Source organism: Methylobacterium sp. PvR107, from assembly GCF_017833295.1.
Taxonomy (GTDB): Bacteria; Pseudomonadota; Alphaproteobacteria; order Rhizobiales; family Beijerinckiaceae; genus Methylobacterium.
Genome location: NZ_JAFIBW010000001.1, coordinates 3,874,414 through 3,893,130 on the forward strand (window position 1 = coordinate 3,874,414; position 18,717 = coordinate 3,893,130).

17 protein-coding genes and 1 pseudogene are annotated in these 18,717 nt (G+C 70.0%); 4 read left to right on the forward strand and 14 right to left on the reverse strand.

The features are described 5' to 3' along the window. Position 1: 1 nt before the first annotated feature. The 3 genes from JOE48_RS18200 to JOE48_RS18210 form a co-directional block, all read right to left on the reverse strand. A complete protein-coding gene (locus tag JOE48_RS18200) occupies positions 2-1,978 on the reverse strand; it encodes an AI-2E family transporter (protein WP_210031908.1) in 1,977 nt (658 codons plus the stop codon). Between the two features lie 283 nt (positions 1,979-2,261). Beyond that, positions 2,262-2,678: a DUF1236 domain-containing protein gene (locus JOE48_RS18205; RefSeq protein WP_210031909.1), complete on the reverse strand. Its 417-nt coding sequence runs from the start codon at positions 2,676-2,678 to the stop codon at positions 2,262-2,264. A gap of 44 nt (positions 2,679-2,722) precedes the next feature. Next, entirely contained in the window at positions 2,723-2,962 is a 240-nt protein-coding gene (locus tag JOE48_RS18210; protein WP_210031910.1) for a hypothetical protein, read from the reverse strand. Between the two features lie 283 nt (positions 2,963-3,245). Between JOE48_RS18210 and JOE48_RS18215 the strand changes: the two genes are divergently transcribed. Continuing rightward, entirely contained in the window at positions 3,246-3,497 is a 252-nt protein-coding gene (locus JOE48_RS18215) for a hypothetical protein (RefSeq protein WP_210031911.1), read from the forward strand. Between the two features lie 67 nt (positions 3,498-3,564). Here the strand turns inward: JOE48_RS18215 and JOE48_RS18220 are convergent, their stop codons facing one another. Continuing rightward, positions 3,565-4,497, reverse strand: coding sequence for a hypothetical protein (locus JOE48_RS18220; protein ID WP_210031912.1), 933 nt, complete (start codon positions 4,495-4,497; stop codon positions 3,565-3,567). A 348-nt stretch (positions 4,498-4,845) separates the two neighbouring features. Here JOE48_RS18220 and JOE48_RS31260 point away from each other — a divergent pair, with 348 nt between their 5' ends. Then, positions 4,846-4,986 (forward strand): hypothetical protein, encoded by a 141-nt coding sequence (locus JOE48_RS31260; RefSeq protein WP_409518592.1) that lies wholly within the window; start codon positions 4,846-4,848, stop codon positions 4,984-4,986. A gap of 906 nt (positions 4,987-5,892) precedes the next feature. Continuing rightward, positions 5,893-6,606 (forward strand): DUF6065 family protein, encoded by a 714-nt coding sequence (locus JOE48_RS18230; RefSeq protein WP_210031913.1) that lies wholly within the window; start codon positions 5,893-5,895, stop codon positions 6,604-6,606. Between the two features lie 41 nt (positions 6,607-6,647). Here JOE48_RS18230 and JOE48_RS18235 read toward each other — a convergent pair whose 3' ends face one another. From JOE48_RS18235 to JOE48_RS18275, 9 genes and pseudogenes are all read right to left on the reverse strand, one after another. After that, the gene (locus JOE48_RS18235) at positions 6,648-7,040 is read right to left on the reverse strand and encodes a hypothetical protein (protein ID WP_210031915.1); all 393 of its coding nucleotides are present in this window, start codon (positions 7,038-7,040) and stop codon (positions 6,648-6,650) included. Between the two features lie 539 nt (positions 7,041-7,579). Next, positions 7,580-7,780 (reverse strand): annotated as a pseudogene (locus tag JOE48_RS18240) (VIT1/CCC1 transporter family protein); the annotation flags it as partial. A gap of 202 nt (positions 7,781-7,982) precedes the next feature. Next, positions 7,983-8,729, reverse strand: a complete 747-nt coding sequence (locus JOE48_RS18245; protein WP_210031917.1) for a glutaredoxin family protein — start codon at positions 8,727-8,729, stop codon at positions 7,983-7,985. 46 nt (positions 8,730-8,775) lie between these two features. After that, positions 8,776-11,949: an efflux RND transporter permease subunit gene (locus JOE48_RS18250; RefSeq protein ID WP_210031919.1), complete on the reverse strand. Its 3,174-nt coding sequence runs from the start codon at positions 11,947-11,949 to the stop codon at positions 8,776-8,778. Continuing rightward, positions 11,946-13,508 carry an efflux RND transporter periplasmic adaptor subunit gene (locus JOE48_RS18255; RefSeq protein ID WP_210031921.1) on the reverse strand — a complete coding sequence of 521 codons (1,563 nt, stop codon included), beginning with the start codon at positions 13,506-13,508 and terminating at the stop codon, positions 11,946-11,948. Before JOE48_RS18255 ends, JOE48_RS18250 begins: the two co-directional genes overlap by 4 nt. After that, the gene (locus JOE48_RS18260) at positions 13,505-13,915 is read right to left on the reverse strand and encodes a FixH family protein (protein ID WP_210031923.1); all 411 of its coding nucleotides are present in this window, start codon (positions 13,913-13,915) and stop codon (positions 13,505-13,507) included. Before JOE48_RS18260 ends, JOE48_RS18255 begins: the two co-directional genes overlap by 4 nt. Positions 13,916-13,996: 81 nt before the next feature. Then, on the reverse strand, positions 13,997-14,422 hold the full coding sequence (locus JOE48_RS18265) for a hypothetical protein (RefSeq protein WP_210031924.1): 426 nt from the start codon (positions 14,420-14,422) through the stop codon (positions 13,997-13,999). An 87-nt stretch (positions 14,423-14,509) separates the two neighbouring features. Then, positions 14,510-14,710, reverse strand: coding sequence for a heavy-metal-associated domain-containing protein (locus tag JOE48_RS18270; protein WP_210031925.1), 201 nt, complete (start codon positions 14,708-14,710; stop codon positions 14,510-14,512). A 157-nt stretch (positions 14,711-14,867) separates the two neighbouring features. Further along, complete coding sequence (locus tag JOE48_RS18275; protein ID WP_210031926.1) at positions 14,868-17,003, reverse strand: heavy metal translocating P-type ATPase; 2,136 nt, start codon at positions 17,001-17,003, stop codon at positions 14,868-14,870. Between the two features lie 65 nt (positions 17,004-17,068). Between JOE48_RS18275 and JOE48_RS18280 the strand changes: the two genes are divergently transcribed. Then, the gene (locus tag JOE48_RS18280; protein WP_210031927.1) at positions 17,069-17,491 is read left to right on the forward strand and encodes a MerR family transcriptional regulator; all 423 of its coding nucleotides are present in this window, start codon (positions 17,069-17,071) and stop codon (positions 17,489-17,491) included. Between the two features lie 55 nt (positions 17,492-17,546). On the opposite strand, the gene JOE48_RS18285 is transcribed toward JOE48_RS18280, so the two are convergent. After that, on the reverse strand, positions 17,547-18,710 hold the full coding sequence (locus JOE48_RS18285; RefSeq protein WP_210031928.1) for an MFS transporter: 1,164 nt from the start codon (positions 18,708-18,710) through the stop codon (positions 17,547-17,549). Positions 18,711-18,717 lie beyond the last annotated feature (7 nt).

The window sequence follows — 18,717 nt, forward strand, 5'->3', positions numbered from 1 at the left end:
GTCAACCGGCGACCGCGAGGGCCGGCCGGACGGCCGGGCCGTGGTTTGAACTGTCCGCTTCCCTCAGGCATGCCTCGACGGCGTCGCGGAGCGAGGAGACGTAGGCGTTCGCCCCGACTTCCCGGCCGAGTGCGGCGTCGCTGAGCACCCGCTCGCCCGCCGGCCAGAGGCCAACCAGCACCGGCACCCCCGGCGCCCGGCGCCTCATCCGCTCCAACAGGTAGCGAAGGTGCGCCGGGTTCCCGGTGATGTCGAGGTAGGAGATGCACACCATTGCGACGCCGGTGAGGTCGAGATCGCGGATGCGATCGCGCGCGACCGTCCGGTAAGGGGTCATCCGCGCCCCGAGGCCGTGCTTGCGCAGCAACTGGGCCAGCATCGCCGAGGAGGCCTCGTCGAGGGGGCCGCGCCCGGCCACGCAAAGGACAGGGGCGTCCCCGCGCCACGCCTCGGGCAGGGAGTCGCGGGACGGCGCCTGGCCCGGTACGGCCTCGGTCTTGGGATGGGTCCGCTCGGCCAGGGTCGGCGTCTCCCCCGGATTGACCTTCTTGTCGTCCCCTTGGGGTTCCGCGTCGGGATGGTCCTCGAAATCATCCACCAGCGAGCGGGCCGAGGCGCGGATGTTGTCGAGTTGCGCCGGCGTCACGACCCCTCTGGCAAAGTCGTTGGCGGCGAGTTGCAGACCTTTCAGCGCCACCTCATCGTAGTACGAGGACAGGGAGCGCTCCTTCAGCATGGCCTCGGCGACGTCGCGGACTTCGTCCGGGTCGCCCGCCAGCATGCGCTGGTAGAAGTTCTCGACCGGCGTCAGCGGCGGCCGGTCGCCGAGCAGGACATCGAAGAACTCCAGGCTGTCCACGTGCCGGCCGAGCACCACGAGGCAGACGGTGAACGGAGTGGCCAGGATCAGGCCGATGGGCCCCCACAGGAAGCCCCAGAACAGGGTCGAGACGATCACCGCGAAAGGCGAGAGGCCGGTGGAATGGCCGTAGAGCAGCGGCTCGATCACCTGTCCGAAGATCGGCTCGGCGACCAAGAACAGCGCCGCGGTCGCGATCACCATCGTCCAGCCCGGGTCGACCGCGGCCGCCAGGGCCACGGGAAGGACCCCGGAGGCGACGGCGCCGATATAGGGGATGAAGCGCATGATCGCCGAGAACACGCCCCACAGCAGCGGGTTGGGCACCCCGATGAACCAGAGGCCGACCCCGACGATGACCCCGAAGGCGGCGTTCATGCCGAGCTGGGCCAGGAAGTAGGTGCCGAGCCGGCCCGCCGCGTCGTCCATGGCCACCGTCGTGCGGTGCAGGTCGCTCGACCCGAACAGGCGGATCATGCGGTTGCGCAGGTCCTCCCGCTGCAGGAGCAGGAACACCACGACGACGAGGACGATGCCGACGTCGGTCAACGGCGAGACGATGGGGCCGAGCACCTTCTCGGCCAGCGCCAGGGGCGAGGGCTCGGGCTCCTCGACCCGCACGAGCTGCGCCTTGGGCGTCTCGCCCGCCGGTCCGGTCGCGGCGGTCGTGCCTGCGGCGTCGGCCTTCTGGGTCGCGTCGTGCACCTGGTGGTTGAACTTCTGGAGGATGCGGTTCGCGTCGCCGAGCCAGCCCTGCTGCAGGCCCGCCACCTTCTTCTGCACGGTGGCCTGGTACTGGGGCAGGTTGCCGGCAAGGCCGGCGACCTGGGTGCCGATGATCGTCCCGATGCCGCCGATGACCCCGAGGGCGAGCAGCACGGCGACGATGACCGACAGGATGCGGCCGAGGCGCAGCCGGCGCAGCAGGTTGACCACCGGAGCCAGGACGAAGCTGAGCAGGACGGCCAGCACGAGGGGGACGAACACCTCACGCCCGAAATAGAGCGCCGCGATCAGGACGACGCCGACCGCGAGGGTCAGGAGGCCGCGCAGGCCCGGGACGAGGGGCGGCGGGACCTGCGCGGGCAGACGCGTGGCTACGGCATCGTCGGCTGGCATGGGACGTGGGGTCCTTGGCGCGGCGCCGTCTTTTGGCGCCATTCGGCTTCGTCCAGGGAACGCGACCTGCGTCGCGCGCGGGAGTTCAGGTCTTCACGCCCCGATTCCGGCTGATGTGCCGGGTGTCAGGTCGCGCCGTCACCGTTCGGGTTAGGCGGGGCCCGGCCGGAGGGCGTGGCCGGCGACGTACAGCACCAACGCCTGTCACCGGCAAAAGAAACCCCGCCCGGCTTTTGGCCGGGCGGGGTCAGGCGAGCGTCAGCGGTTCAGGCCGACGACCCGATCAGTCGATGACCTCGACGATGCGGCGGCTGCGGTCCACCAGCACCGGCTGCTTGTTCACGACGGTGTAGCGGTAGCCAGGCCGCGCCCGGTACTCGGCGGGCATGTCGTAGTAGGTCACGCCGTCGTCCGGCAGCACGGTGCCGACCTGGACCGGCCCGCCCCAGCTGTACGAGCTCACGCCGCGGTCGCGGACGTAGCTGCGGAAGCGGGGACGGTCGTCGACGCCGAGGATGCCGCCCACCGTGCCGGTGGCCGCGCCGACGGCGCCACCGACGATGCCGCCGACCGGGCCCGCCGCATCGGCGCCGACCGCGGCGCCCTCGGCCGCACCGCGCAGGGTGCCCTGCGCCTGGGCGGCCATCGGAAGGGCGAACACGCCGGCCGTGGCGAGAGCGAGAAGGATCTTGTTCGTCATGAGGGTGTCTCCTGGAACGTCAGAGGAAGGAGGGAGGCGGCGCCTCAGTTGCAGCCTTCCTTGTGGACGGTCTTGGAGTTGCCCATGCCGTCCTCCTTGTGGACGGTCTTCGAGCCGCAATCGACGGTGCCGGTGGTGACCTCGCGCTTCTCCACGACGGTGTCGCGGTGGTCGACGACGGCGGGACCGTCGCGACGGATGACGGTGGTCTCCTCGGCCATCGCAGGTGCGGCGAGGCTCACGAACGCGGCGGCGACGAAGCCGATGATGACGGTCTGGCGCATGGAAATCTCCGCTGACTCTTGTGGTGGGATCGAATGATCGCAGCAACGGCGTACCTGGACTGACGGTTCCGCCTAAATTAAACGCAATATTGCTCGAAAATAGACATTGGCGAATATCGATGGCCCGCAGCTAAATTGGCGTCGATACATCTCGTCGCGGGCCCGATGCGGAGCCTTGTGATTCGCGTTCTGCATCGCTGCGCCTTGGCGGCAATGCCCATGCAACGGTTTCGCGAACCTCGGTCTTACTGAGCGTTCTCACGTGAGAGGAAGTGGCGTCACGATGTCGGTACGCTTGGTCACCACCGCAATGTTCCTGGCCGTCGCGGCGTCGTCCGCCAATGCGGCTCCGATGTCGGCCGACGACAAGTCGGCGCTCCAGCAGCAGTGCATGGGCGACTTCACGACCTTCTGCGGGGACATGCCGCCCGACGAGGGGCCCGAGACCCAGGCGTGCTTCGAGAAGAACATGTCGAAGCTCTCGCCGGGGTGCCAAGGCGCCATCCAAGCCTTCAAGGCAGGCAAGAAGCGCTGACGACTTCCGGCGACCGGTCCCTGCCCAGGCCGGGACCGGTCGCCTGACGGACCTTCCACCGGGAGGTTCACTCGCTTGGTGGTCGGAGCTGGCCTTTGAATAACAGGTGCCGCACGTCTTCCGCCGTTTGATTGACGGCGCCGAGGCGCACGATCAATTGCGCTGCACGGCTGCCGCGAAGACCTGCGTGCGTCAGCCGCTTGTCGCGGACATAGGTGTACATGCCGCTGACCGCGAACGCGGTCGCATGGCCGATATGCCGCTTCTGGTCGTCGGCCGTGTCCGCGAACCCCGCAGATTGGAAGAAGCCGCGGCGGGATAGCGGCGTGGCGAAGGTCAGGTCCAGGACGGCGATGCGCTCCCGCTCCAGTGGAACCGTGTGCATCACGTTCGGCGCGGGCGGGGCCGGATCGGCATTGTCGTAGGGTTCGGGGAGATGCAGCCGGACGCGTAGCAATGCCGGGTCGGACGCCAGCATCTCGGCGAGGCGCGTCACGCAGGTGGCGAAGGCTTCGGGGTCCTTGTCGCCAGGACCGAAGTGGACGTGCATCCGGTCGAACACGTCGTCGCCGTTGGGGGTCGCGTTCGGAATCCGGTCCACGAGGGTGCGGGAACCGGAAGGAAGCGCATACGCCACCGTGGCCGCGAACATATTCTGCTCGTCGGAGAAGAGGATGGACGAGGATGCGTTGAACAGCGCTTGGTCGTCCGTGTTCGCGAAGCCGATCTCCACCCCGCCGTCCAGCACGTAGTCGGGGAACGGCGCGATCTCGTCCTGCCGCGGCCAGAGATGCGCGTCCTGCTCGCGGTCGAGGTGATACTGCACGTACCAAGCGAGCCCCGGGACCCGGGAGCAGAGCGGCCCGTGCACGTCACGCCAATAGGTCGCGAACACCTCGTGCGGCACCTGGGGGCGACGCAGCACGGTGGTGTAGGTGTTCACGGCGATCGCGGCATCGCGGGCTGCATGGTCGGCGTCGGCATGGGGGTCGATGGCCATCGCGGGAGGCTGTTCCATAGAATCGGGAAAGTGGACGACTGGCTTGCAAACGCTCGACGAGGCCGTTGGGCGCGTCGTCTGGATGCTGGAATTCGGTGGAGCCGGACCGACGGCTGCTCGACCAGCCCGTCACCGCCGGAGGGTTTGCCCGGGATCGGCATCGGTGTGTCCGGGTGGAGCGCGCCGGGCGAAGTTCGCTTCGTCGTCAAGGCGCGTGAGGCAAATCGACAAGGCATCGCCCATCGGGGATGTTCACGGGGTGCTGAACGGTGACCGTTAACGGCCGGAGGCTGGCAGCCGGCGTCCGTGCACGCTACCGTCGCCGACGACCCTGGAGACCCGACGTCGATGTTCCGCACGGTGCTCGGCGCGCTCACCCTGGCGACGAGCTTGTCCGCCGCCCATGCGCAGCAAACGGCGCGCTCGCCCGATGCGCCGACGACCTTCGTCGAGCCGACGGACGCCGCCCACCGGCACTGCTCCGGCTGATGCCTGAAGACCGGCGCCCTGCAGTGGTTCTGCAGGCCCGATCAGACCTGCTCGCTCGATTGCGCGACCGCTCCACCGAAGACGCACTGCCACGACCTGAAGCCGTAGCCAGTCGGCCTCGCCGGATGGTTCGACTGTGCGATGGACCGTCGGCGGCACGGGCAGCCGATCTTGGCGGTCCGTATCGGGTATGACACCTGTGCCTTGAGCGTCGACTACGGGCTCCGGATGAGATTGGCGGGCCCTCGGAACATGGAATGCATGCAGGACCCGCCGGTTCAAGGTTGGGCCCTTACGGCTTGTTGGCCGGCGCCGGATTGGTCGTCGCCGGAGGAGGCGTAGGGTTCGCCGGCGCAGTCGTAGCAGGAGGCGGGGGAGGCGGAGGCGCAGTGTTTTCGGCTTTCTTCTCGTCCTTGCAGGCTGCGAGCGCGAGCATGCCGACGAGCGGCAGCAGGTACCGAATACGCATGGGCTTTCCTCCGGTTTGGCCATTGCTGGCAGCAAGAAACGTCAATCGACCGCTGTTCGATCCAGCGCGCTGCCGCCCCTTCCATGAAGCCGATGCCGGTTCATTATTGGAATGGTCCCGGGAAGCGAAAACTGTCGGTTTCGACTTGGATGAATGGGCACACGATTTCAGGCGGGTTTGCACATGGTTACGATTGCACCGGTCCAGCGAGCGGTGACTATTCCGCAAGGCTGTGTGCAGGCCCGAATTCGCGTTCGGCGAGGGGCGCGCGCCGGATCAAAAGTCGCCACCATCGCGATCGAGGTAGCTCGCAACCGGGGCTTCAGGGACGAACTACCCTGCCGTGACGCAAGCAAGCGATCACATCGTGGTGCTTTGCGCCGCACCATTTCGCCGACCCCCTATCTCCCAGGGCGACATCGAAGGGACGGTCGAGAATGCGACAGGTGAAGGTCAGGCTGATGGAGCCCGGGCTGCGGCCCCGGCGGACGCGTTTGGAAATCCCCGGTTGGGCGGGCGATCCCGAGCCCCGCACGGACGGCGCGCAGGAATATGCCTGGCACTGCATCCCGTTCTCCGAGGCGGCCAAGGGCGGGATCGAGCTGTTCTACCCCTACGACGCCGAGTTGCGCATAAGCACTCGGGACGGAAAGCTGGTTTTCGAGGGCGACTTCGCCGAGCCCGGCGGGCCAGGACCGCAAAGGCCCCCGTTCCGGAGCTTCGGCGATGCCTACTACACCTACCAGATCCTCATCGACCTGAAGGTGGAGGAAGGCTGGGCGATCAAGACCGAGACCCACCCGCGCTTCTATACCGACCGGACCGGGACCGTGCCGGTCGCGGTGCCGGCCCTGATCCGGCACTGGTGGCCCATGATGTACTTCATGGTGTTCAAGGCCCCGGACGAGGGCCGGACCCACGTGTTCCGGAAGGACGAGCCCTTCATGCAGGTGTCGGTCGTCCCGGCCGAGGCCGATTTCGAGCTCGTACCGATGTCCGAGGAGGAGGCCGCCGAGCGCGAATTGCAGTCGCGGCGCATCTACGCCAGCCGCGAAACGCTGGCGGCGGATTCCCAGTGGACCTCGGCGACCCACACCGTCTTCGACGGCACCTACCGGCGCATCCTGGGTGCCGCCAAGAGCCAGCGCTAGGGACGGGCGGGGTGGAAGCCGTCCACCCCGCCGCAGCGGGCTCAGTACCCGTAGGGCACGTAGTAGCCGTGATGGTGATGGTGGTGATGATGGTGGTGGTACCGCCGGTAGTACCGGTGGTGGTGATGATGATGGTGGTAGAACGGCGGGTAGAAGCCGTGATGGTGGTGATGGTGGTGATGATAGTAATATTGCGCCTGCTGAACCGTGGCCTCGCCCTCGGAGGCGGCCGGTAGCAGTTCGGCCTTCGCCGCGGCCTCGTCGGACTCCTTGAGGAGCGCCACCGCGTCGGGAATGGGCTTGAGCAGGTCGGCGTAGCTCTCGGCCTGCATGGCCGCATCGAGGTTGGCCGGGGCAGGCATCGCGGCCTGCGCCGGGTTGGCCGCCGCGAGTAGGGTGGCGGCCCCGATCAGGCCAGCGACTGTCTTGTCCATCGACGAGATCCTTCCTTGAACGGTGCGGCCCGCCCCCGAGGAAGCGCGGACGGAAGCGCCGCCAGAAACATCACCCGCCAGAAAGCCGTTCCGGTTTGCCCTGGGCCAGGCAATCACTTCTTCGGCATAAGCGTCGAAGTGCTTGCCGCCGCTCGCCATGGCCGATGCTGATATTTCGTGACATGAAATTTAGTCGATTATCTGCGCGTCCTCAGTTGTTGTATCTTGCCCGACTACGGCATTGCATCGTCGGCGCAACCATGCGGCGCGTGCCCGCCGCTTTTCGAGCCGACGGCGTTGGCGGTAGGACCTTCCTGGTCCGACACGCGGTCATGCCCGCAGCCTTCGCCCAGCAATCCGCCGCGGCACCGGACGCGCCGGCATCCCTCGTCGAGCCGACGGACACGGCCCACCGGCACAGCTTCGGCTATTGCCTGAAGACCGGCGTCCTGCAGTGGTTCTGCCGGCCCGAACAGACCAGCTTGCTCGACTGCGGGACCACCCCGCCTAAGATGCACTGCCACGACCCGAAGCCGTCGTCAGACGGCCTTGCCGACCAGGCTCCCGTTGCCGGCCGCGACGGCCATGGCCAGCACGCCCCAGAACGTCACCCGAGCCGTGGCCCTTGCGATAGGGGCGCCGCCCGCTTGAGCGCCGAGCGCCCCGAGCACGGCCAGGAACACCAGCGAGGCCCCCGACACGGTGTTCACCGCGAGGTCGCCGGGAGAGAGCGCTGCGGAGCGCGCGGTGGCGCTGATGGCCGAGTCGGTGATGCGGCGGTATGGCGACGACATCCTCGACGTGGGCTTCTCGGTCGCTGCCCCGGATCCGGCGGCTCGCAATCTACCTCTCGACGCTGGTCCACGAACTCGACCCGGCCTGAGGTTTGCGCCCCGGCCATCGCGCGGGGCGGGCTGGTTCCCCGGACGATGGGCACGACGCTTAGTGGTGCATCGCCAGCATCCAGAGGGCCATGGCGACCATCATCACGTTCTCGGTCAGCGAGACGAAGCCGAGCGGCACTTTGCTCGACCCACCGACGCAGGCGCACTTGATGTCGCGCTTATCGACGTAGACCGCCTTGAACACCGAGACCGCCCCGACCGTGCCGATGAACAGGGCCACCGGGATCGAGATCCAGTTCAGGGCGCCCGCCACCATCAGCACGCCCGCGATGCCCTCCAGGACAGGATAGGCGTAGGCGTAGCGCACCCAGCGGCGCCCGAGCAGGTCGTAGCCCAGGAACATCGACGAGAAGCTCTCGACGTCCTGCAGCTTCAGGAGGGCGAGCACGCACATGCTGAAGGCGATGAACCACTCGGCCGCGCGCATCGTCAACGGCGTCCCGTACACCGCGTGGCTCGCCGCAAGCGCCATCAGCGCGGTCATCGAGAACACCGCGATGACGGGCGTGTAGGTCGTGGCGTTCGGGCCGTTGGCGGCTTTGCCGAAGTGGCGCTGTAGGTCGTCGAAGCCGCCGACGCGCTCGCCGTTGATGAAGGTCTGCGGCGTCGACTTGACCCCGTGCTCGGCCTTGAAGCGGTCGGTCGCCGCCCGGTCGGTCAGGAGGTGGTCCTCGACCTCGAAGCCCTGGCGTTCGAGGAGGTCCTTGGCCTTCAGGCCGTAGGGGCAGGTGTGTTCGGGCGTGACCATCCGGTAGAGTATGGCCTTGCGGGCGGCTGAGGACATCGGGTGTTCCTTCCTGAACTGAGGGCGGTTCAACCGGGGCCGGGACCTATTCGGCGGCTGCGCAGTAGGCCGGGGGCTCGTCCCGGGTCGCCGCAGCGGTGAAAGAGGCGGGGGGCAAGCCCCGTCCCTTCACGAGGGCGTAGACGGCAGGGATGACGACCAGGGTCAGGACGGTCGAGGAGACCATGCCGCCGATCATCGGCACGGCGATGCGCTGCATCACCTCGGAGCCGGAACCCGTGCTCCATAGGATGGGCAGCAAGCCGGCCATGATGGCGGTGACGGTCATCATCTTCGGGCGCACCCGCTCGACGGCGCCGACCATGATGGCCCGGCGCAGGTCCGCGCGGGTGAGCGTGCGCCCCTCCCGCTGGCACCCGGCCCGGACCTCGTCGAGGGCGTGGTCGAGGTAGACCAGCATGATCACGCCGGTCTCGGCGGCGACGCCGGCGAGCGCGATGAAGCCAACCGCGACCGCGACCGACATGTTGAAGCCCATCCACCACATCAGCCAGACCCCGCCCACCAGGGCGAAGGGCAGCGAGAGCATGACGATGAGCGTCTCGGTCAGCCGCCGGAAGTTCAGGTAGAGGAGCAGGAACACGACGAGCAGCGTCAGGGGCACGACGATCCTAAGGCGGGCCTCGGCGCGCTCCAGGTACTCGTACTGCCCGCTCCACTGGAGGGTCGTGCCCTGGGGGAGCCCGACCGCGTCGGCGACCGCGGCCCGGGCATCGGCGACGTAGCCGCCGAGGTCGCGTCCGGTCAGGTCGACGAAGATGTAGACCGCGAGCTGGCCGTTCTCGGTGCGGATCGAGGTCGGCCCCCTGGTCAACGAGACCTTGGCGACCTCGCCGAGCGGCACCGTGCCGCCGGCCGGGAGCGGCACCTGCACCGCTGTGGCGATGGATTGCGGGTCGGAGCGGAGGGCGCGCGGGTAGCGTACGTTGACGGTGTAGCGCTCGCGGCCCTCGACCGTCGTGGTGACGGCCTGCCCGCCGAGCGCCGACGCGATGACGTCCTGCACGTCGCCCACCGCCAGGCCGTAGCGCCCGAGCGCCTCCCGGTCCGGGGCGATGTCGAGGAAGTATCCGCCGATGACCCGCTCGGCGTAGGCGCTCGACGTGCCCGGCACCTTGCGGACGACCGCCTCGACCCGGCGGGCGACGCCCTCCATCTCCTTCAGGTCGGTGCCGAGCACTTTGATCCCGACCGGGGTGCGGATGCCGGTCGAGAGCATGTCGATGCGGGCGCGGATCGGCTGCGTCCAGGCATTCGAGACGCCGGGGAACTGGAGCGCCCGGTCCATGTCGGCCTTGAGGCGCGCCAGCGTCACGCCGGGGCGCCACTCCGATTTCGGCTTGAGGCCGATGATGGTCTCGAACATCTCCATCGGCGCCGGATCCGTCGCCGTGTTGGCGCGGCCGGCCTTGCCGTAGACCGAGGCCACCTCCGGGAAGGTCTTGATGATGCGGTCCTGGGTGGCCAGGAGCTCGGCCGCCTTGGTCACCGAGATCCCCGGCAGGGTCGTCGGCATGTACATCAGAGTGCCCTCGTCGAGGTCAGGCATGAATTCGGAGCCGAGCTGCCGGGCCGGCCACACGGTCGCGACCAGCACGCCCACGGCGAGCAGGACCGTGAGGACCCGGGCCCGCAGCACCCCGGCGATGACCGGCCGGTAAAGCCGGATGAGCAGGCGGTTCACCGGGTTGCGGTGCTCCGGGATGATCCGCCCGCGCACGAACAGCACCATCAGCGCCGGCACCAGGGTCACCGACAGGATTGCGGCGGCCGCCATGGCGAAGGTCTTGGTGAAGGCCAGCGGCCCGAACAGCCGGCCCTCCTGGCTCTCCAGGGTGAAGATCGGCAGGAAGCTGACGGTGATGATCAGGAGCGAGAAGAACAGCGACGGCCCCACCTCCGAGGCCGCCTCGACCAGGATCTCGACCCGTGGCTTGCCCGGCGGCGCCCGCTCCAGGTGCTTGTGGGCGTTCTCGATCATCACGATGGCGGCGTCGATCATGGCGCCGACCGCGATGGCGATGCCGCCGAGCGACATGATGTTGGCGCCGAGCCCCATCGCCCGCATGCCGGCGAAGGCCATGAGGATGCCGACCGGCAGCATCAGGATGGCGACCAGCGCGCTGCGCACGTGCAGCAGGAAGACGACGCACACGAGGGAGACGACGACGCTCTCCTCGACCAGCGTCCCGCGAAGGGTCTCTATCGCGGAATCGATGAGCTGCGAGCGGTCGTAGACCGGCAGGATCTCGGTACCCTTCGGTAGGCTCCTGGCGACCTCGGCGAGCTTCGCCTTCACCCCCTCGATCACGCTGAGGGCATTCGCGCCGAACCGCTGCAGGACGATGCCGCCGGCGACCTCGCCCTCGCCGTTCATCTCGGTGATGCCGCGGCGCTCGTCCGGCCCGAGCTCGACGCGGGCGACGTCCCGGACCCGCAGCGGGGTGCCGCCCGAGGTCTTCAGGACGATGTTCTCGATATCGGCGACGGTGCGGATGTAGCCGCGGCCGCGCACCATGAACTCGAACTCGGAGAGCTCGACCGTCCGGCCCCCGACATCGGCGTTGCTCGACCGGATCGCATCGCGAAGCTTGCCCAGCGAGATGCCCTGGGCACGCAGCCGGTTCGGGTCGACCACCACGTTGTACTGCTTTACGAAGCCACCCACGCCCGCGACCTCGGCCACGCCCTCGGCCCGCGAGGCGCCGAACCGCACCACCCAGTCCTGGAGCGAGCGCAGCTCCGCGAGGGTCCGCTCCTTCGCCACCACCACGTATTGGTAGACCCAGCCCACGCCGGTCGCGTCGGGGCCGAGCGTCGGCGTCACGCCCGCCGGGAGCTTGCTTCCGGCCGCGTTGAGGTATTCCAGCACCCGCGAGCGGCCCCAATACGGGTCGGTTCCGTCCTCGAAGATCACGTAGACGAAGGACACGCCGAAGAACGAGAAGCCGCGCACGACCTTCGCCCTTGGCACCGTCAGCATGGCGGTGGTGAGCGGATAGGTGACCTGGTCCTCGACCACCTGCGGCGCCTGCCCGGGGTATTCCGTGTAGACGATGGCCTGCACGTCCGAGAGGTCGGGGATGGCGTCGAGCGGCAGCGTGCGCAGCGACAGCACGCCGGCCGCCACGGCGAGCACCGTCCCGATGAGGACCAGCACCAGATTCCTGGCGGACCAGCCGATGAGACGCGCGATCACGGCGTCACCCCCGCGTTCTCGGCTTGCCGTTCGTTCGGCTTCGGGGCGGCCATGCCCTGCAGCGCGGCCTTCAGGTTGCTCTCGGCGTCGATGAGGAAGTTCGCCGCGGTGACCACCGTGTCGCCGGCCGCCACGCCCTCGCGGATCTCGGTGTAGCTTTCGCCCCGGGCGCCGACCTTCACGGCGCGCGGCTCGAAGCGGCCCTCGCCGCGGTCGAGCAGCACGACCTGGCGCTCGCCGGTATCGATCACGGCGTCGTCCGGGACCGCCACCACGGGCTTCGGTGACGCCGTGGCGATCTCCACGTCGGCGTACATCTCCGGCAGGAGGGCGCCATCGGTGTTCGGGACCTCGACGCGCACGCGCGTGGTCCGGGTGTCGGGGTTTACCTGCGGGTAGATGACCCCGACCTTGGCCGAGAAGGTCCGGCCCGGGAGGGACCGCACCCGCAGCGTGACGGGCTGGCCGACCTTGACGCTGCCGAGATCGCGCTCCGGCACGTCGGCGAGCACCCACAGCAGCGAGATGTCGCCGACGCGGAAGAGGGTGTCGCCGGCCGCCGCCTTCATGCCCTCGATGGCCGTGCGCTGGAGGATCACGCCGTCCCGCGGCGACGACCACGTGATGGCCATCGGCACCTTCCGGGTGCGCTCCATCTCGTCGATGACCGCCTCGGAGACGTTCAGGTTCTGCAGCCGGCGCCGGGCCCCGTCGAAGCCGGGGTTGGCGATAAGCTGGGCGGCGGCTGCGTTGATGTCGGGCGAGTAGACGTGGACCAGCGCCTCGCCCTTGCGCACCCGGTCGCCGGTGGTGACGTTCTCGACGTGGTCGACGTAGGCGTCCGAGCGGGTCGCCACGACGGTGACGCGCCGCTCGTCGAGGGTGACGGTGCCGGGCACGCGCACGCTGCGCCCGACGACGCGGCGATCGACCGTTGCGGTCCGCACGCCGGTCCGCTGGATCTTGCCGGGCGCGACGGTCACGACGCTGCCGCCCTCGTCCTCGCCCTCGTAGACGGGGATATAGTCCATCCCCATCGAGTCCTTCTTGGGCGCCGGCGAGGTGTCCGGCAGCCCCATGGGGTTGCGGTAGTACAGGACGCGCCGATTGCCCGGGCCGGGCTCGGCCGCCCCGGCCGCCATACCGCCCTTGCCCATGTCGTGGCCGGCCATACCGTGGCCGCCCATGTCTTGAGCCGCCAAGCCGGCGGGCATGGCCGTGGCCTCGGCGTCCTCCACGTCGAAGCGCACGTCCTCGCTGGCGTGGACTGCCCGGAACTCCCGACCGTCCCCCGTGACCATCGGCGCGAGCGAGTAGACCGGCTTCCCGTCCGGGTCCCGGTAGTAGACGACCGGGCCGGACGGGGCGGCGGGCCGGGCCGCCGACGGCACCAGGCGCGAGAGGCCGTCCCGCGCCCTGTCCACGAGCGCGGTCGGCAGGCTCCCCGCCAACCGACCCGCAAGGTCGGACACGGCGGGACCGTCGTGTCCGGTCCAATACCCGGCGGCCCCCGCCGCGAGCGCGGAGAGGGCTCCGGCAAGCCATGCGGACCGGTTCATTTCCCGGCCTGGATGATCAGCTTGTCCTCGACCGTGCCGGTCTCGCCCTGGACCTTCGCGGCCAGCGACAGGCGCCAGCGGCCCTGCATGCCGAGATGGGCCTTGAAGCGATAGATGCCGGGCTCGGTCGAGGGCACCTGCTCGACCTTGGTGGCCATCTCCTCCATGGCGTCGGGGGCCATGTCGAGCCGCTTGGCGAAGACCACGGCGTCGGTCACCGGCTTGCCGCTGCGCTTGTCCACCAGCCGGACGGCGAGGACGGCATCGCCGACCTTGGCCTCCTGCTGGACGAGTTGGAACTGGTAGTCCTTGGTGTCCGCGAATGCGGATGCGGTGAGGGCCGGCACCGACAGCACGGCACCGAGCAGCGCCGCCGTGAGCGGGCGCGCGAGGGTGTTCTTGGTCACGGGTGTCATCTCCTGGACGCGATGGGTGCCGGCGCGCAGGCGCGCGGCATCGTGCCGGCGCTCACGCCGGCGGCATCGGGTTCAGGCTCGGGGAGGCTCGGGTAGCGGCGTCCCGTGCACGCTCGCGAACGGGGGTGGCGCGGGCCAGGCCACGGCCGCCCGCGTTCCGACGGGCGCCGGGAGGACGACCGCCGTGGGCAGGAGCGAAGCGACGGAGGCGAGGCACAGCGCCATCAGCGGGCAGCCCTTGGCGCAGTCCGGCCTGGCCGCCTTCTCGTGCGGACAGCAGGGCATGTCGTCCATGGCCATTTCCGCCATGTCGACGTGACCGGAGGCGTCGTCGGCCATGCCCATGTCGGGCATGGCGTGGCCGTGATGGTCGTGGACGGCGGCCGGCATCGCGGCGTGCATGCCCGCGGTGGCCGCAGGAGCGGTCACCGGCGTCAGGGCGAGACTGAGGACCGCCAGGAGCGGCAACAGTCGCCGGAGGGCGAGCCAGAACGTCACGAATTCAGGATGCCAAATTCCGGGCCGGCGCGAAAGTCCGGACGACGGTCTCAGGAACGGCGAACGCGCCGGTTGGTTGCGCTTGGCTCAGGCGGCCTCGGCCGGATAGCCGGCCTCTGCAATGGCCCGTGCGATCCGGTCGGCCGGTCCCATGGTTCCCGACACGGTGACCAGCTTCGACCCGAGGTCGACCTCGACGCCTGCGTTCGGCTCGATGGCCTGCACGGCGCGGGTCACGGACTTGGTGCAGCCGCCACCCCCCATCTTCTCGACCTTGAAGCGGACCATGACGCTCTCTCTTGGATGACGTCCCGATCAGATGGAGCTTCCAACCGTGGGAAGGTCAAGGGCGTCGTCGAGCTCGGTTCGAGCGTCCCGATGCGGAAACCGGGCCCGGTGGGCGCCGGACATCCGACTGGATCGTGCATCCGCGGCCCATCCATACCTAGGCCAGCTTCAGCCGCAGCAGCCGTAGGGCATTCCCGGTCACCAGCACGGTGGCGCCCGTGTCGGCCAGGATGGCCGGCCAAAGGCCGGTGACGCCGGCGATGGTGGTGACCAGGAACACCACCTTGAGGCCGAGCGCGATGGCGATGTTCGCCCGGATGTTGGCCAGCGTCCGGCGCGCGAGCTCGACCATGCGCGCCACGTCGGCGACGCGCCCGTGCAGCACCGCGGCGTCGGCCGTCTCCAGCGCCACGTCGGTGCCGCCGCCCATCGCGATGCCGACGTCGGCGGCCGCGAGCGCGGGCGCGTCGTTGATGCCGTCGCCGACCTTCGCCACGACCGCACCGCCGGCCCGGAGCCCGCGCACGATACCCTGCTTGTCCTCCGGCAGGAGCTCCGCCCGCGCCTCGATGCCGAGGGCGTCGGCCACGGCCCGGGCCGTGCGAGCGTTGTCGCCGGTCAGCATGAGGCTGCCGATGCCCTCCGCTGCGAGGCGGTCGATGCCCGCCTTCGCATCGGCCCGAGGTCCGTCCCGCATCGCGATCAGGCCGGCCGCCGCCCCGTTCGCAAGGAGCACGGACACCGTCTTACCCTCGCCTTGGAGGACGGAGACCCGCGCCGCCTCCCCGGGCGCGAACGGCGCGCGGGCGGCCACCTCGCGCGGAGAGCCGAGGAACAGGTCGATGCCGCCGACCTTGCCGGCGATGCCCTTGCCGCCAAGGGCCTGCGCCTCGAAGGCCGGGGGGACCGGCGCCCCGACCTCGGCGGCCTTGGCCAGGACGGCCTTGGCCAGCGGATGGGAGGAGCCGGCCTCCAGCGCCGCGGCGAGCGACAGCACGTCCCGCTCGGACCGTCCGCACGCCACCACGTCGGTCACGGCCGGCTTGCCCTCGGTCAGGGTGCCGGTCTTGTCGAACGCGACCGTCGTCACGGCGGCGAGGCGCTCCAGGACGGCGCCGCCCTTGATCAGGAGACCGCGTCGCGCGCCGGCCGAGAGCCCGGCGGCGATGGCGGCCGGCGTCGAGATCACCAGCGCGCAGGGGCAGCCGATCAGCAGGATGGCCAGCCCCTTGTAGATCCATTCGCCCCAGGGGGCCCCGGCGAGAAGCGGTGGCGCCACGGCCACGAGGGCCGCCACCGCGACGACGGCCGGCGTGTAGACCTTGGCGAACCGGTCGATCATCCGCTCGGTCGGCGCCTTCGCCTCCTGCGCCTCCTCGACGAGCCGGACGACCCGGGCGATGGTGTTGTCGCGCGCGGCCGCGGTCACCCGCACCCGGACGACGCCGTCCCCGTTCACCGTGCCCGCGAAGACCGCGTCGCCCGCCACCTTGGGCCTCGGCACGCTCTCACCGGTCACGGGCGCCTCGTCGACCGCGGTCTCGCCATCGAGGACCGTCCCGTCCGCCGGGACCCGGTCGCCGGGGCGAACCAGCACGGTCGCCCCGACGCGGAGGCTCGCCGCCGGAACCCGCGCGGTCGCGCCATCCCGCTCCAGCAGGGCGGTGTCCGGCACGAGGCCTGTGAGCCCGCGGATGCCGGCCCGGGCACGGCCTGCGGCCACGCCCTCCAGGACCTCGCCGACCAGGAACAGGAAAACGACGGTGGCCGCCTCCTCGGTCGCCCCGATGGCGGTGGCGCCGACCGCGGCTATCGTCATCAGCGTCTCGATGGAGAACAGCGTGCCGTAACGGGCCGCCGACAGGGCCCTCCGGGCGACCGGCACCAGCCCGACCGCCAGGGCGGCGAGGAAGGGCCAGCACCCGGTCGCGGGCGCGACTTGGCCGACGAGGTAGGCCAGCACCAGGGCCGCGCCGCAGGCGAATGCCAGCAGCGCCTTTGGCGCTCGCCACCAGGGGAGATCCACGGCCTGTTTCCCCGGTGTGGCGGCGTCCGGGTCCTCCGCGCCGTAGCCGAGACCGCGTAGCGTCGCGGCGATGGCCCCGGCGCTCGTCCCCGAGCCATGCCGGACCGTGAGGGTCTCCGTCGCCACCGACACGTCCACCGATTCGATGCCGGGGAGCCGCCGGATCGCCGTCTCGACCTTGGCCGCGCAGGAGGCGCAGTCCATGCCCGAGACCCGGAGGCGCGTCGGGGTCGCTTCGATCCGCTCCAGGGTCGCGGCGTCGCGCATGAGGGGTGCCTTCCGTATCGCCTGGGGCGACCCTAATTCCTCTAGCGACTAGAGGAGCAAGCGGCATGAGGCCCATCGCCATCGGGGAGCTGTCGCGCCGCACGGCGGTGAAGGTCCCCACCATCCGGTTCTACGAGGGGCGAGGGCTGCTCCCGAGGCCGGAGCGCACGGACGGCAACCGACGCAGCTACGGCGAGGCCGACGTGCGCCGCCTACGCTTCATCCGGCACGCGCGGGCGCTCGGCTTCGAGATCGAGGACATCCAGGCCCTGCTAGACCTCGCCGGCCAGCCCGACCGCCCCTGTGGCGAGGCCGACGCCATCGCCCGCAAGCACCTCGCTGACATCGACGACCGGATCGCGCGGCTCACCGGGCTCCGACAGGAGGTCCAGGCCATGGTCGAGCAGTGCTCGGGCGGGCACGTGCGGGAATGCCGGATCATCGAGGTCCTGGCCGACCACGGCGAGTGCTTGCACGAGCGGCACTGAACGCCGGGGCGCGACACCACCCTCGGGGCGGGACTTCCGACGTTCGGCCCGAGTGTCAACTCGACCGCCAGAGCCCGGCGACGAGGGCGAGGTTGGTCAGCGCCAGGATCATGAGCGACCACCACAGTACGTCCGGGCCGGAATGGGTCATCACGAACGCGCCGGCAGGCGGCGCAAGCGCCTGCGCGACCAGCCCCGGCCGCGCCAGTCGGCCGACGACCAGCGGGTAGCGCACGGGACCGAACAGGGCCAGGGGCACCGTCCCGCGTGCGATCGAATAGATGCCGTTGCCGCCGCCGTAGAGCACCAGCCAGACCCCGACGCCGGGCAGGCCCAGGGCGAGCAGCATCAAGCCGAGGGCGACCAGAACCAGGGCTGCGGTCAGGGTCCAGAGCGGGTGGTGGCGGCCCTTGAACGACATCTCCACGATGCGGGCGCCGACCTGCGCCGGGCCGATCAGTGCCCCGTAGGAGACCGCCGACGCCAGCGCGACGCCCCGCGCCTGCAGGAGTGTCAGCAGGTGCACCGACACCAGCGACATGATCGCGCCGCCGAGGATCAGCACCCCGGCGAACAGAAGGAACGCCCGCCGCTCCGCACCGGACAGCGGTCCGGCGCTGGCCTGTTGGCGCTCCGCCGCCATCGGCACCGCCGACACCTTCGGGATCAGCAGCAACACCAGCGGCAGCGTCACCCCGATGTGCAGGCCGGCATAGGCCAGGCAGGCGCCGCGCCATCCGACATGGGCGACTAGGAACGCAGAGAGCGGCCAGCACACGGTGCTGGCGAACCCGCCCCACAAGGTCAACGTCGTGATCGCCGGCCGCGCCTCCGCGCCGTAGAGGCGGCCGAGGGTGGCGAACGCGGGATCGTACAGCCCGCAGCCCATGCCCAGGCCGAGCAGCAGCCAGCCGGCGAGGTAGACCGGCAAGGCCGGGGCCATGGCCAGCGTAATCAGCCCGGCCGCGAGCAACAGCGCTGCGAGCGCCAGGACGGGCCGTCCGCCCCGCCGGTGGATCGCCGCCCCGACATGCGGCGATGCGAACGCTGCGACCAACAGGCCGAGCGACAGGCCGCCGACCACCCAGGCCAAGGGCCAGCCGGTGTCCTCGGCGACCGGTCCGGCGAGCACCGCCGGCAGGTAGAACGACGACCCCCACGTGAGGATCTGCACCACGCCGAGGGCGGAGATCACCGGCCATCGACGGGCCTCGGCCACGGGCGGG

Coding starts and splice junctions, on each gene's coding strand:
- JOE48_RS18200 (WP_210031908.1), bottom strand. CDS start 1,978: ATGCCAGCCGACGATGCCGTAGCCACGCGTCTGCCCGCGCAGGTCCCG.
- JOE48_RS18205 (WP_210031909.1), bottom strand. CDS start 2,678: ATGACGAACAAGATCCTTCTCGCTCTCGCCACGGCCGGCGTGTTCGCC.
- JOE48_RS18210 (WP_210031910.1), bottom strand. CDS start 2,962: ATGCGCCAGACCGTCATCATCGGCTTCGTCGCCGCCGCGTTCGTGAGC.
- JOE48_RS18215 (WP_210031911.1), top strand. CDS start 3,246: ATGTCGGTACGCTTGGTCACCACCGCAATGTTCCTGGCCGTCGCGGCG.
- JOE48_RS18220 (WP_210031912.1), bottom strand. CDS start 4,497: ATGGCCATCGACCCCCATGCCGACGCCGACCATGCAGCCCGCGATGCC.
- JOE48_RS31260 (WP_409518592.1), top strand. CDS start 4,846: ATGTTCCGCACGGTGCTCGGCGCGCTCACCCTGGCGACGAGCTTGTCC.
- JOE48_RS18230 (WP_210031913.1), top strand. CDS start 5,893: ATGCGACAGGTGAAGGTCAGGCTGATGGAGCCCGGGCTGCGGCCCCGG.
- JOE48_RS18235 (WP_210031915.1), bottom strand. CDS start 7,040: ATGGACAAGACAGTCGCTGGCCTGATCGGGGCCGCCACCCTACTCGCG.
- JOE48_RS18245 (WP_210031917.1), bottom strand. CDS start 8,729: ATGTCCTCAGCCGCCCGCAAGGCCATACTCTACCGGATGGTCACGCCC.
- JOE48_RS18255 (WP_210031921.1), bottom strand. CDS start 13,508: ATGAACCGGTCCGCATGGCTTGCCGGAGCCCTCTCCGCGCTCGCGGCG.
- JOE48_RS18270 (WP_210031925.1), bottom strand. CDS start 14,710: ATGGTCCGCTTCAAGGTCGAGAAGATGGGGGGTGGCGGCTGCACCAAG.
- JOE48_RS18275 (WP_210031926.1), bottom strand. CDS start 17,003: ATGCGCGACGCCGCGACCCTGGAGCGGATCGAAGCGACCCCGACGCGC.
- JOE48_RS18280 (WP_210031927.1), top strand. CDS start 17,069: ATGAGGCCCATCGCCATCGGGGAGCTGTCGCGCCGCACGGCGGTGAAG.